Origin of the sequence: uncultured Lamprocystis sp. (assembly GCF_903933125.1) — a bacterium.
Classification (GTDB): Bacteria; Pseudomonadota; Gammaproteobacteria; order Chromatiales; family Chromatiaceae; genus Thiodictyon.
Window position 1 is genome coordinate 13,915 of record NZ_CAIZIZ010000307.1, and the last position, 12,753, is coordinate 26,667.

11 protein-coding genes and 1 pseudogene are annotated in these 12,753 nt (G+C 66.5%); 6 read left to right on the forward strand and 6 right to left on the reverse strand.

The genetic code is table 11. The annotated features are described in order from the left end of the window. Positions 1-233: 233 nt before the first annotated feature. The gene (locus QZY03_RS15235) at positions 234-1,271 is read left to right on the forward strand and encodes a hypothetical protein (protein ID WP_295582474.1); all 1,038 of its coding nucleotides are present in this window, start codon (positions 234-236) and stop codon (positions 1,269-1,271) included. A gap of 456 nt (positions 1,272-1,727) precedes the next feature. Beyond that, positions 1,728-3,977, forward strand: a complete 2,250-nt coding sequence (locus QZY03_RS15240) for a 2OG-Fe(II) oxygenase (protein ID WP_295582475.1) — start codon at positions 1,728-1,730, stop codon at positions 3,975-3,977. Between the two features lie 279 nt (positions 3,978-4,256). Here the strand turns inward: QZY03_RS15240 and QZY03_RS15245 are convergent, their stop codons facing one another. Next, positions 4,257-5,060, reverse strand: a complete 804-nt coding sequence (locus QZY03_RS15245; protein WP_295582477.1) for an alpha/beta fold hydrolase — start codon at positions 5,058-5,060, stop codon at positions 4,257-4,259. A 135-nt stretch (positions 5,061-5,195) separates the two neighbouring features. On the opposite strand from QZY03_RS15245, the gene QZY03_RS15250 reads away from it, so the two are divergent. Further along, positions 5,196-6,002, forward strand: a complete 807-nt coding sequence (locus QZY03_RS15250) for a UDP-2,3-diacylglucosamine diphosphatase (RefSeq protein ID WP_295582479.1) — start codon at positions 5,196-5,198, stop codon at positions 6,000-6,002. 470 nt (positions 6,003-6,472) lie between these two features. Next, positions 6,473-6,895, forward strand: a pseudogene (locus QZY03_RS15255) (PD-(D/E)XK nuclease family transposase); the annotation flags it as partial. A 419-nt stretch (positions 6,896-7,314) separates the two neighbouring features. Here the strand turns inward: QZY03_RS15255 and QZY03_RS15260 are convergent. Further along, positions 7,315-8,145 (reverse strand): hypothetical protein, encoded by an 831-nt coding sequence (locus QZY03_RS15260; RefSeq protein ID WP_295582480.1) that lies wholly within the window; start codon positions 8,143-8,145, stop codon positions 7,315-7,317. Positions 8,146-8,166: 21 nt separating this feature from the next. Then, positions 8,167-8,643, reverse strand: coding sequence for a CHAT domain-containing protein (locus QZY03_RS15265; RefSeq protein ID WP_363168992.1), 477 nt, complete (start codon positions 8,641-8,643; stop codon positions 8,167-8,169). A gap of 495 nt (positions 8,644-9,138) precedes the next feature. Here QZY03_RS15265 and QZY03_RS15270 point away from each other — a divergent pair, with 495 nt between their 5' ends. Next, a complete protein-coding gene (locus QZY03_RS15270) occupies positions 9,139-9,384 on the forward strand; it encodes a hypothetical protein (protein ID WP_295582482.1) in 246 nt (81 codons plus the stop codon). A gap of 145 nt (positions 9,385-9,529) precedes the next feature. On the opposite strand, the gene QZY03_RS15275 is transcribed toward QZY03_RS15270, so the two are convergent. Further along, positions 9,530-9,679: a hypothetical protein gene (locus QZY03_RS15275; protein WP_295582484.1), complete on the reverse strand. Its 150-nt coding sequence runs from the start codon at positions 9,677-9,679 to the stop codon at positions 9,530-9,532. A gap of 163 nt (positions 9,680-9,842) precedes the next feature. Here QZY03_RS15275 and QZY03_RS15280 point away from each other — a divergent pair, with 163 nt between their 5' ends. Beyond that, positions 9,843-10,577, forward strand: coding sequence for a 16S rRNA (uracil(1498)-N(3))-methyltransferase (locus QZY03_RS15280; RefSeq protein WP_295582486.1), 735 nt, complete (start codon positions 9,843-9,845; stop codon positions 10,575-10,577). Positions 10,578-10,589: 12 nt separating this feature from the next. Here the strand turns inward: QZY03_RS15280 and QZY03_RS15285 are convergent, their stop codons facing one another. After that, positions 10,590-11,873 carry a TRAP transporter large permease gene (locus QZY03_RS15285; protein WP_295582488.1) on the reverse strand — a complete coding sequence of 428 codons (1,284 nt, stop codon included), beginning with the start codon at positions 11,871-11,873 and terminating at the stop codon, positions 10,590-10,592. Then, a complete protein-coding gene (locus QZY03_RS15290; RefSeq protein ID WP_295582490.1) occupies positions 11,870-12,598 on the reverse strand; it encodes a TRAP transporter small permease in 729 nt (242 codons plus the stop codon). Before QZY03_RS15290 ends, QZY03_RS15285 begins: the two co-directional genes overlap by 4 nt. Positions 12,599-12,753: the final 155 nt, after the last annotated feature.

The following is a 12,753-nucleotide window of genomic DNA, read 5'->3' on the forward strand; positions in this document are numbered from 1 at the left end:
CGCTGCCCGCGGATCACCTTTTTCGATTTTCCAGCTTGCTCCGTGCTGTCTCATCTGTTAAAAGCCGCGCTAGTGGGGCGTTTTTGGCCTCATGCGTGGCCCTAGGCCCTGGCCTGATGTCCCTGAGTTTATTAGCGATTACCGATAGCGCTTCCTTTTGTTCCCGTCCCCGCGGGCACCCATGCCTTGCTGATCAAGAACAACGACTGACGACACTACCAGAGGACTCGACCGTGTTGCACTTCCTGCATTCACTCTTCGCCCCGCCGTCGCGGCAGATCGGCGCGGTCGCATCCGCCGCCATCAGCACGGCGGTGGATCGCGTGATTGACGGAACAGATCCGCGACTGCGCGCGGTCCCCCACTACCAGCGCATCCTGGCACGACCGGTGGAAAGCGCGCTTGAGTATATCGCCGCGAACGCGGACATTTTTCTGCCGGCCATCACCTTCGATCGGCGCCGTTTTTCGGCCGACCCGCGGCTGCGCGCCATGTTCGTCGGGCCCAATCACCTGCTGGAGGTCCTGTCCTCGAGCCCCGAGGTCCGCGGCTATCTCAAGGCGAACAGGGGTACCACCCCGCCGGAACTGTTCGCCGCGCTGCGCGTGGAGCGCACCGAAAAGCGGGTCTTCGGCATGGCCCTGGATGGTGGGCGGGTGCTGCGCGACGTGCCGCAGACCACGGTGAATTTCCATAATCATCGGGTCGCCTTTCCGGCCACGTCCGAGGCCGAAACCGTGCTGCAAGTCCAGGCGCGCGCCTTCGATTATCTGATCGAAGTCGCCAAGACGCACCTGGATGCCATGCGCGCGCGCCGCGAGCAATTGGAGCGCCAGTACCGGCAACTCTGCCAGGGCCGGTCGGCGGTCCCCGGTCGGGCCGGGCGGGGCGCCTTGAGCCTGACCGCGGGCATCATCCACAGCCCCCATGACCCGGCCGATGCGCGTCGGCTCCAGAGCATGGAGGTCGAACTCGGACGGCTGCGCGCCCTGGCCGGCACGCTCGGCGAGCAACTCGCTCTGGTCGCCAACATCGTGCGTGAGCCGCACGGGTACCTGCGCTTCGAGCGCGTCGGCATGACCCTGGATCGGATGAACACCAAGGTCTCCAAAAACCTGCGCAAATCCGCCGATGACGTGACCTTCAACGAGATGCTGATCGACGGGCAGCGCCGCATTACGCTCGAACTGATCCGTTTCCCGAGCAGCGAATTGCTGCCGCCGACCGACCTCGTGGCGAACGCCGAGCGGGCCTTGCAGCGGGCGATCTGATACAAAACGAGTCCAAGGCAGTATAGGAGTCGCGTCGCGACTCCGTGGGAGCGGCCTCCGGCCGCGACTGAGCCGGGCGCATTGCCGTGGGGTCGGCCATGATCGCCGTTGCGGCCAAAGCGACCACTCGGATTTATCCACAGATGTCACAGATGTTCACAGATGAGGAAAAACATCTGTTTTCATCTGTGTTCATCTGTGACATCTGTGGATGACCTTTCCGGCCCTGAGCCACGGCGAAAGCTGGCCGGAACGATGACCAAGGCCGTGGCGTCAGCAAGCACACCGGCGCCGCATCGCGGCCGGAGGCCGCTCCCACGAGTGGATTCCTGTCTCGGAGTGGCAGATCCCGCCTTTCCATGCGCAGGATAACCCCTGTCGCCGCCCTGTCGAACCGCCGCCGCGGTGCGATAATGCGCCGCTCACCCCGACGCTGACCTCCCAGGACCAGCTCCCATGCCCGATCTCGCCCAGTCCCTTGCCGATATCCTCGCCGCGGTCCAGCGCCCCGGCGGCTTCCATGTCGCCGGTTCATTCGACATCCACCCGCCGCGCCTGGAGGTGACGGGGGTCGGCCCGATCGCCCTGCCGCTGCTGCCGGTGCAGGCCAAGGCACTGCTGCGGGTGGCCGAGCAGGCGCCCTACGGTCGCGGGCCTGAGACCCTGGTCGACACGGCCGTGCGCCGCACCTGGCAGGTGGACGGTGCGCGGGTCGCCCTCACCGGTCAGCGCTGGGTGGCGGATCTGGCCGAGGTGGTGGAGCGGGTCCGCCGCGGGCTGGCGGTCGCGGGCACCATCGAGGCCCAACTCTACAAACTCCTGATCTACGACACCGGCAGCTTCTTCGTCCCCCACCGCGACACCGAGAAGGCGCCGGGCATGTTCGCCACGCTGGTCATCGTGCTGCCCTGCGATTACAGCGGCGGCGAGCTGATCATCCGCCACCGCGGCCAGGAGGTGCGGGTCAACCTGCATCGTGACGAGCCCTCCGAGGCGGCCTTCGCGGCGTTCTATGCCGACTGTCTGCACGAGGTGCTGCCGATTGCCTCCGGCTATCGTCTGGCGCTGATCTACAACCTGGTGCGCGTCGGCCCCGGCCCGTTGCCGCAGGCGCCGGATTACGGCGCCGAGCAGCAGCGGCTTGTTCAACTGCTCGGTAGCTGGAGCACGGCGGCGCCCGATGCCACCCCGGACAAGCTGGTCTATGCGCTGGAACATGCCTACACGCCCGCGGAGATCACCTTCGCCGCCCTCAAGGGCAAGGACGCGGCCGTCGCGCAATGTCTGATCCCCGCCGCCGACGCGGCCGGTTGCGACCTGCACCTGGCGCTGATCAGCGTGACCGAGAGCGGCTGGGCCGAGTACGCCGGCGGCGGGCGCTATAGCCCCGAGTTCGAGATCGGTGAAGTGACCGAGACCAACTGGGAAATCCATGACTGGTGTCTGCCTGACGACCGCCGGCCGGTGATGGATTCGCTCCCGTTCAGCGCGGACGAGCTGTCACCCGCCGACGCCTTGGCCGATCTGGATGAGACCGAGCCCGAATTCTCCGAGGCCACCGGCAACGAGGGCGCTTCCTTTGAACGCAGCTATCAGCGTGCCGCGCTGGTCCTCTGGCCGCGCACCCGGCGGGCCGCGACGCTCGCCGCGGGCGGACTCGGCGTCAGCATCCCCGCGCTGCTCGCCCTGGTCCACCGCTGGGAGGCGGCCGGGGCCACGTCCGGGGACCCGTTATGGCACGAGGCGCGGAGCCTGGCCGCGGCCATCCGCACCGGTTGGCCGACGGACCTCTCGGTGCGCCGTCAGGCGAGTAACGACGGCCGGATGCGCGACCTGTTCGCGATTCAACTGCGGCTGGATGACCTCGAGGGCTGTGCCGAGTTCATCGCCCGGCACAGCGCCGACGGCGCCTACGGGGCCGCGGACAATACCGCCCTGGCGCTGGTGCTCGGGCACCTGCCGACGGGACGGGCGGCGGAATTGCTCAGCGCCGTCATCACCGCCAATGTCGGCCGACTCCCCGGCGCCTGTGCCGCGCTGCTGCTGCGCTGCACGCAGAGCGACGACCCGGCCCGCCTCGCCGCCCTGCAGACCCCGGCGCGCGCCCTGCTCGACGGGTTCCCGGACGGGCATGTGGCCGCGCCGCTGCCCAATTGGGAACGTCCGGAACCCCTGACCGCGGCCCAGGTCGCCGACGCCGTCAACGCCTTCCTGCGCATTGATGCCGCCATTGCCGAGCAGGCGGTGATGCGCTTCCTGTCGTTGCCGGCGGTCTACAACCTGGACGGGCTGCTGCTCCCGGCCGCGCTGTTGCTGAAGGAGGGCGGAACAGACCCGGAGCCCGCGGCGGTGGAGACGCTGCGCCGGGCCGTGCTCGCGCACCTGGACGCGCGCATCGCGCTGCCGCTCGCGCCGCCGCCGGACTGGACGCGGGACGCCGCCATCCCCTGTTCCTGTCAACACTGCCAGGGCTTGACCCGTTTCCTCGCCGCCCCGACCGAGCGGGTCTGGCTCTTCAAGGCGGGCGAAATCGACCGGCGACATGTCGCCGACAAGGTCCAGCGCGCCAACGCTGATCTCGCCCTGACCACCGACAAGCGCGGCCGACCCTACACCCTGGTCTGCACCAAGAACCAGGCGAGCTACGAGCGGCGGGTGCGCCAGCGGGCGCTGGATTTGCGGCATCGTGAGCGGTTGGGGGGGTGATGCGATAACCGTCGAACGGGATAACTGGATTGACGTAGGGGCGGGGTTAAAACCCGCCCTACCCCAAGGATCTGTCTGAATAGCAGGTATGACCGGTAGGGGCGACTTCAGTCGCCCCTAAACGTCCGTAGATCCTTCCCGGAAATCACTTTTGGCGATTCCCAGGAATAAACATCCCAACTGCGCTTGCCTGCAAAATTCGTAGGGGCTTTAGGGGCGACTAAAGTCGCCCCTACACGTTGGTAGATCCTTTTCCGGAAATCACCGAAAACCCGCCCCCTACACCTTGAGAAACCCCCTCACCGCGGCGACGAAAGCGTCCGGCTGATCGGCATAGACCCAATGCCCGGCGTTGGCGATGGTGCGCAGGCGCGCAAGGGGAAAGAGTGCGCGGATGCGCGGCAACCCGTGTTTGGTCACATAGTCCGAGCGGCTCCCGTAGACGAAGAGCGCCGGGCCGGGAAAGCTGTGCCCCTCGGCGGCCGGGAAGCTCAGGAGCGGTTTGAGTGAACGGGCCAGCGCGTCCAGATTGATGCGCCAGCGCCAGGCGCCCGCGCGGTCTTTATCGGCGCGGTCATGGATCAGGTTCTGGAGCAGGTAGCCGCGCACCGCGGCGGAGTGGATGGTCTGCGCCAAACGGGCATCGGCGTCGCGCCGGTGCGCGATTTCCCCCAGCGGCAGGGCCGCCAGCGCGCTCACCAGGGCGCCGTGGCGGCTCGGATAGGTCACCGGCGCAATGTCGGCCACCACCAGTGAACCCACCCGCTCCGGCGCCGACAGGGCGAGCCACATGGCGGCCTTGCCCCCCATGCTGTGCCCGACCAGATGCGCCCGCGCGATGCCCAGCCGATCGAGCAGCGCTGCCAGATCCAGGGCCATGGCCGGGTAATCCATGCGCGGGTCCCAGGGGGATGCACCGTGATTGCGCAAATCCGGCACCAGCACCAGGCGCTCATCCGCCAGGCGCTTGGCGATGCCGTGCCAGTTGGCCGCGGAACCGAAGAGGCCATGACAGAGCAGCACGGGCAGCGCTTGCGCGGCCCGCTCGCCGTAGTGTCGATGATGCAGTATCACCGCTGCCATGAAGGCGTCACCGTACCGTCATCAAGCGGAATAAAAACAAGATTCTTCACGATATCTTCACCGGTTCTCCATCGTCCTGCAACGAAGATTGGGGAGCATAGGGAGCAAATGAAACAAACAAACGGAATGAACAGGATGTCTGAGGTCAAGCGTATGCAGCCCCTGAAGTATCGCAGCATCTTCATCTCCGACGTGCACCTGGGTTTTCGCGGCTGCCAGGCCGGCTATCTGCTGGACTTTCTGCAGTCCACCCAGTGTAAGCACCTCTATCTGGTGGGGGATATCGTCGATCTGTGGGCGATGCAGAGTTCAGTCTACTGGCCCGAGGCCCATAACGCGGTGGTGCGCGAGGTGCTGGAGAAGGCGCGCAACGGCACTCAGGTCATCTACTGCCCCGGCAACCACGACGAACTGCTGCGTACCCATCTGGGGGTGGATTTCGGCAACGTCGCGGTCCGCGACGAGGTGATCCATGAGACGGCGGACGGCCAGCGCTTTCTGGTGCTGCACGGCGACCGCTTCGACACCGTGGTGCAGGCCGGCCCCTGGCTGGCCCGGCTGGGCGCGCGCGCCTACGACAACCTGCTGGCCCTGAACGGCCTGGTGAGCCGGGTGCGGCGCTATTTCGGGCTGCGCTACTGGTCGCTGGCCGGGTATCTCAAACACAAGGTCAAGAACGCCGTGAGCTATATCGGCGACTACGAGCAGGCGGTGGCCCAGGAGGCGCGCCGCCGCGGGGTGGACGGCATGATCTGCGGTCACATCCACCATGCCGAGGTACGCGAACTGGGCGGTGTGCGCTACTGCAACTGCGGCGACTGGGTGGAAAGCTGCACCGCCCTGGTGGAGCACCACGACGGCCGGCTGGAACTGCTGCGCTGGACCGATGCCCTGCCCGAAACCATCGCCGACCTGGTCCCCGCGTTGGCACGCGCCGCGTAGGATGCGGTGAGGCACGGACACTGGTGGCGAATTCTCCCGACCGCGGAGTCTGGAAAGAACCTATCTCACGCCAAGTCGCCAAGCACGCCAAGAAGAGCGCAATTCTGCGGTGACTCCAGTCACTCCGCGAGCGCCTCCGGTTTCGCGATCGCCTTGAAGACCTTGGCGCCTTGGTGTGAGCCGTTCCGGGTCTGAGCCAAGCCGGTGTGGCGGACGCGCTCGCGTGGGCGCAATTCGTCACCAGTGTCAGGAGCGAACCGCATCCTCCGGGTCGGTGCCCTGCAGGTCAGCGACGGTGCTATGCTCGATACTCGATTCACGTCGCCGGACCCGTTGCGATGTACGACCTGCTCGACCCCAAGAACGACTATGTATTCAAGCGCGGTAGGTTGGGGTGAGGAACGAACTCCAACGATCGGCGGCCGGGATGTTGGGGTTCGTTCCTCACCCCAACCTACGGCTACGGAGAACTCCAGCCGGCCATCGGCATCCATCTGCTCGACTTCGATCTGTTCCAGGACCCGGCGCACCAGGACCAAGCACTGTGGTGTTTTGAGATGCGCGATGCCGCGCGCCCGATGGTGACCCTGGGTCAGGAACTGCAGCTCAACGTGATCGAACTGCGCAAGGCCGATCGGCTCCAACAAACAGGGGGCGCACTCGGCGCCTGGATCGCACTCTTTGAACACTGGCAGGAGGAAGACATCATGGCGCAAATCGTCGAACCACCGGTGCGCGCCGCGCTGGAAAAACTCAAGACCCTGAGCGCCGATGCCGAGGCCCGGCGCCTGGCCTTCGTGCGCGAGCGGGCGCTGCGCGACGAGCGCAGCCTGCTTAAGGATGCGCGGGAGGAAGGTCGGGAGGAAGGTCGGGCCGAAGCCTTGCGGACTTAGCGGTGCCGAGCCGAAGGCGTGACGCTATAGGCACCCACGGGGGTGGTGCTTGGTCGACCGCCGGATGCTCAGCAGGCTTCGTATCCGTATCGTGTCTCTTTGAGACGGCGAGGGGGTGTGGTTATGCCACCGCCCGCCGGACTTACGGCAACCTACGGGCTTGCCTCATTTCAGGGGTCTGCATCCACGCGGGGAGGTGGTCGATATCCAGATGTTCGCCGTCGGTGAAAAATTTCAGCCATCTCCCACCGCGACGCGGTAGGACACGAAGCGCTGGGCTTGCCTGCCGCCGCGGAACTGGCTAGCCTCCTTCGTGCCGCAATTCACCTACACCCTGCACGACCTGTCGCCCCGCACCAATGCCGAAATCAAGGGTGCCCTGCTGACCCACCTGGTCCAACTGGCCATGCGCTGGATCTTCAGTGACCAACCCATTGATCGGCTGCGTGAGTTGCTCGCCCTCTCGAGCCGGTCCGCGACCCGCCGGATGGGGTCGCGCTTGAGCGACTCGGCGAGCAGCCCGATCGAGAGCGCTGCGCCGCGGCGAGCAGCGCATCGAGCCGGGTGCGGTCCGGCCGGTCGGTGCCGGACCGGCCGGGCGCGGGCGCGATCAATGACTCCAGGTTGTCCAGGATCAGCAGGGTGGGCACCCGCGCGAGCGCGGCGGCGGCGCGTTCGTCGAGCAGCGACTCGCCCAGGACCTGCGCCAGGCTGCTGACCGCCCAACCCACCGGGTCGACGCCCTGAAAGTCCGCATAGCTCACCAGACAGACCCGCTCGAACAGGCCGGTGGCGCGCAGCCAGCGGCCGGCCTCCTGCGCCAGCGTGGTCTTGCCCTGACCACCGAACCCGCAGACGACCAGCCGGCGGGTGCCGGCGACATAGGCGCGCTCGATCTCCCAGAGTTCGCGCGAGCGGCCCCAAAAGCCGGTGGGCTGGACCGGGGGCAGGTTGTCGGCGGCGGGCACCGCGGCCGGGTCCGGCCGGGCGTCGGCGGGCGCGGCGGGCTGGGTGAGCAGCGCCGCGTCGTCGCCGGTGCGGTAGAGGGTGGGCAGAAACCAGTCCTGGAGTTTGAGTTCCGTCCAGCCGGTGCCGCGTCTGCGCTCCCCGCGGACCGGGTGCGCATAGAGTTCGCGCCGGGCATTCTCCAGCGCCGTGCCGAGCGGGCGGCCGCGGCCCAGTTGGCCTTGATCGTCGTTCCGGCCACTTGGGCGCGCCGGGTGCGTAGTCAGGCCATCCTGGCCTGACACTGTCAGGGCTGGAAGCCCTGACTACGCATACCGCCGGCCGGGATTACGATCAAGGCCGCCCAGTTCACGGTACAGATGGCCGAAGAGCGCGCGGGTGGTCTCGACCAGCACCGAATGGGTCATGGCCAGCACATTGGGGATGCCGGCGCGGGTGAGCCGGGCGGCGACACTGCCCAAGGGGTCATCGCCGCCGAGCTTGGCGGACTGGCAGGCCGAGAGAATCACCAGCGGGATCTGCTGCTGGTTGAGCATGTCGCCCAGCAGTGAGGCCGGGACCAGATGCTCTTTGCCGTCGTCGTGCTCGAAGAGCAGATAACCCTGGTGGGCGCCGGTCGCACCGTCGCCGGCCCGCGCCATGGCGGCGTGCAGCCGCGCGGGGAGCGCGCCGGCGGCCCGCTCGCCCAGGTGTCCGTCCGGGTCGTAAACGCCGTGACCGTCGAAATGCGCGGGTTGGCGAGAAAGAGCCAGGTCCCCTCGGGGTGGCGCAGCAGTTCCCAGGGCTGGGCCAGGACGGACGGGTGACCGCTGTCGATGCTGAGCAGCCGGCCGGGCTCGGCAGCGCGTGCGAACCGCTGATAGAGATCGGCGGCTTCATAGCCTTGCTTGAAGACCGCATCGAACAGCGTGCGGCCCCAGTGCTCCAGCCGCAGCGCGATCCCCGCGGCCCGGCGGTCGTCGAGCTCGGTGGCGTAGTGGACGGGATAAAGTTCCAGATACCAGTGCAGTTCGTCCTGGTCGGCCTCGGCGATGGGGCTCTCGAACGGCAGCGGTGCGGTGCGCTGGGGTCGGCCGTTGCCGATCAGCTCGACCTCGACGTGCGCGGGGTCCGGGAAGCTCAGGCACAGTTCCATGGTCATGATCGATGCTCCCCGCGGTCCGGCGTCGGTGCGCCCTGGGTGCGGGGTGCGCCGATCCTTTTTGCAGGTCGTACGTGTGGGTGCTCGGGACACGGGTCCACAAGGCAGGAACAATCAAAGCGGATGAGGGGGGGAATTGCAAGGGCTTCAGAAGTCCCTGCTCGAGGAGGTCAGGCGCATTGCCGCCGAGGACGGTACGTCCATCAATTGGTTCATCAACGTCGCTGTGGCCGAGAAGGCTGCGGCCCTGCGCACCGAGGCGTACTTCCGCGCGCGTGCGCAACGGGCGGATCCGGCCGAATTCGACCGAATCCTGGCGAAGGCGGGAAGCGAGGAACCGCGTGCCGGAGATGCGCTGCCCGTCGGCCCGCCCGGTCGATAGTCGGCGTGGTCGTAGGCGTGGTCACGCATCCCGTGCATTTGTTCCGACCGGTCCGCCCGATGACGATAAGTCCGCGGTGCGGCTCGCGCCCGCGGGCAATTGACGCGCGTGGCCGCGGGTAGGAGCCGGGCGCGTCACCGTCGCGTCAAAGGTCACCGCGGCGCGGCCCGGTCCGGCTAACGACCTTGGAAGGAACATCAGCCACCACGGGAAAGGCATGCAGGTGCAGGTCCGCCCGGAACCAGCGGGTTCCGGGAACTTCGTCGTGCCGGCGCTCCGTCGGTTCGAGTGTCATGGTTGCTTCCGGCGCTCTTGGGTTACGCTTGCGAGATCGGTTCGTTGGCCAAGATACACACCGGGGCGGGCTGCCTCAATGCGGATCTTCGCGAAGCGAGAACCGCGACCCTGACTCGCTACTCTGATCCATCAATCATCCTGATTCACCGACCACGAACCCTATGCGCCTGCCCCGCGTCTACCTGGACCACCCGCTGGATCCCGGCTCCGAACCCCGTCTCCCGGACGGACCCGCGCGCCACCTGACCCAGGTGCTGCGCCTGGGCCCCGGCGAGCCGCTCCTGTGCTTCAACGGCGACGGTCGTGACCGCGCCGCCCGCATCGCGGCCATGGGGCGCCAGGGGGTAACCCTGGCGATCGGCGCGGCCGACGATCCGGAACCGCCGCCCGTCCTGGAGATCCGGCTGGCGCTTGGTATCTCGCGCGGGGAGCGCATGGATTTCGCCATCCAGAAAGCGGTGGAACTGGGCGTCGTCGGCATCCAGCCGCTGTTCACCGAACGCAGCATGGTGCAACTGCGTGACGCGCGGCTGGACCGCCGACTGGGGCATTGGCAGGGCGTCCTGATCGGCGCCTGTGAACAGTCCGGACGGCGCCGTCTGCCCGCCCTGGAGCCCGCCCGGCTGTTCGCGGACTGGCTGGCCACGCCCCTTCAGGGCGTGTTGCTGCTCGACCCGCAGGCACCGCAATCACTGACACAACGGGAGGCCCCGACCGGTCCCGTCACCCTCCTGGTTGGACCCGAGGGGGGCTTGAGTGCGACCGAACGCGCGCGGGCGGCAGCCCGGGGTATCGAGGGTGTGCGCCTCGGCCCGCGCATCCTGCGCGCCGAGACCGCGCCATTGGCAGCCATCGCGGTGCTGCAGGCGTTGTGGGGGGACTTGCGGGACGGATGAGGATTCCCCGGTTCACAACATCCCCAGGGTTCGCGGCAACCACAGTGACAGACTCGGCCAATAGGTGATGAGCATCAGGAAGATCAGCATGGTGAACAGCCAGGGGAAGCAGGCGATGGTGGTCTCGGTCATGCCCATCCGCGAGATCCCGCTCGCCACGTAGAGATTGAGCCCCACCGGCGGGGTGATCATGCCGATCTCCATGTTCACCACAACCATCACCCCGAAATGGATAGGGTCGATCCCCAAGGCCATGGCCACCGGGAAGAGCACCGGTGCGGTGATCAGGATGATGGAGGTCGGCTCCATGATATTGCCGGCCAGGAGCAGCAGGACGTTGACCGCCAGCAGGAAGCCGATCGGCCCAAGCCCGGTATCCACCAGCCATTGGGCGAGTTCCTGGGGGATGTTCTCGTAGGTCAGGAGATAGGAGAACAGGACGGCATTGGTGATGATGTAAAGCAGCATCGCCGACATGTTGGCCGAGTCCAGCAGCACCCGGGGCACCCGCTTGAGCGGCATGTCCTTGTAGACGAAAACAGCGATCACGAAGGCATAGACGGCACTCACGGCCGCGGCCTCGGTGGGTGTGAAGGCGCCGCTATAGATGCCGCCCATCACCAGCACGATGAGCAGCAGCCCCCAGACCGACTTGCGGAAGGCGCCCCAGCGGGTTTTCCAGTCGGCCCGCTTGAGACGCGGATAATTGTTGCGGCGGGCAATCCACCAGGTGGTGACGCCGAGCATGAGGGCCAGCACGAAACCGGGGACGATTCCGGCGATGAAGAGCGCCCCGACCGAACTGTTGGTGGAAACCGCGTACATCACCATGACGATCGAGGGCGGAATCAGGATGCCCAGCCCCCCGGCAGAGGCAATGGTGCCGACCCCAAAGCGCAGCGGAAAGCCCTGCTTCACCATGGCCGGAATCAGGATGGAACCGATCGCTGCGACCGTGGCCGGCGAGGATCCGGAGACCGCGGCGAACAGGGCGCAGGCAAAGACGGCCGAGAGTCCGAGTCCGCCATGATAGTGGCCCACCATGCTGGAAGCGAAATTGATCATGCGCCTGGCCACACCCCCGTGGGTCAGGAAGTTCCCCGCCAGAATGAAGAACGGGATCGCCATGATCTCGAATTTTTCGATGCCGGTGAAAAGCTTGAGCCCCACCGACTCGATCGGGACCGAGGTCATGGTAAAGAGATAGGTCAGCACGGTGAGGCCCAACGCGATGGACACCGGCATGCCGGTCAGCATCATGCCGAGCAGGAGACCGAAGATGATCAACGCGGTCATGACCGATCCTCCCCGCCCTTGCGCACGCCGCTCTCGTCCTGTTTATGCGTATCGCCGGGTGGATGGCGCTCCAAGTGTCCGCCGTGGATGTGTTCACGCTCTTCGGCAAGGGTAATGGCCTCGCCGAGGTAGACCGGCTCCTGGCGGCCGGCCGCCTGGGCCTGTTCCACCTCCTCCTCCAGCCCCTCGACATAGGCGTGCTCATGGCGCGGCAGTTCACCGGTTCGGAAGAAGGACCAGGCCACTTCCAGGAAGCGGAAACACATGAGGTAGGAACCCAAAGGTATCGCCAGATAAACGATCCACACCGGCAGTTCCAGGTCCGGGGAGGTGGCATCGGTATGGGACAGATGCCAGACGAAGTTGACCCCGAAACTGCCCACTAAACCGGTGAATAAGGCACCGGCCAGGAGCCCGAACAGGACGAATTTGGAGCGCAGTCCTTCGCGCAGATTATTGATGAGCACATCCACGCCGACGTGAATACCGGTGCGCACCCCATAGGCCGCTCCAAACTTGGCCATCCACACGAACATGTAGATGCACAATTCCTGGGCCCAACTCAGGTTGATGAGAAAAAGCCAGTCGTAGACGGCGTCCCAGCCCCAGGCGTTCGACAAGTCCATCGTGTAGCGGTGCAGCACCGCGGTAAAAATGAGCAGCGTCGCGGCGCCGATGAGCAAGGTGATCAACCACTCTTCCAAGTGGTCCAGCAGTCTGAGCATGGTGTCCCCCGAGTGGTCGGCCACTGTGGTGGATCCGGCACGCGCTGACCAACGGTCGATTAGCACCGGGATGCGCGCCGACCTTGGTCATCACAACCCGGCCGCTTCGCCCTCTGAGCGAGCGTTGGTCCGCACAGCGGGCCCTACGATCGCGA

Coding starts and splice junctions, on each gene's coding strand:
- QZY03_RS15280 (WP_295582486.1), top strand. CDS start 9,843: ATGCGCCTGCCCCGCGTCTACCTGGACCACCCGCTGGATCCCGGCTCC.
- QZY03_RS15240 (WP_295582475.1), top strand. CDS start 1,728: ATGCCCGATCTCGCCCAGTCCCTTGCCGATATCCTCGCCGCGGTCCAG.
- QZY03_RS15290 (WP_295582490.1), bottom strand. CDS start 12,598: ATGCTCAGACTGCTGGACCACTTGGAAGAGTGGTTGATCACCTTGCTC.
- QZY03_RS15245 (WP_295582477.1), bottom strand. CDS start 5,060: ATGGCAGCGGTGATACTGCATCATCGACACTACGGCGAGCGGGCCGCG.
- QZY03_RS15250 (WP_295582479.1), top strand. CDS start 5,196: ATGTCTGAGGTCAAGCGTATGCAGCCCCTGAAGTATCGCAGCATCTTC.
- QZY03_RS15285 (WP_295582488.1), bottom strand. CDS start 11,873: ATGACCGCGTTGATCATCTTCGGTCTCCTGCTCGGCATGATGCTGACC.
- QZY03_RS15275 (WP_295582484.1), bottom strand. CDS start 9,679: ATGACACTCGAACCGACGGAGCGCCGGCACGACGAAGTTCCCGGAACC.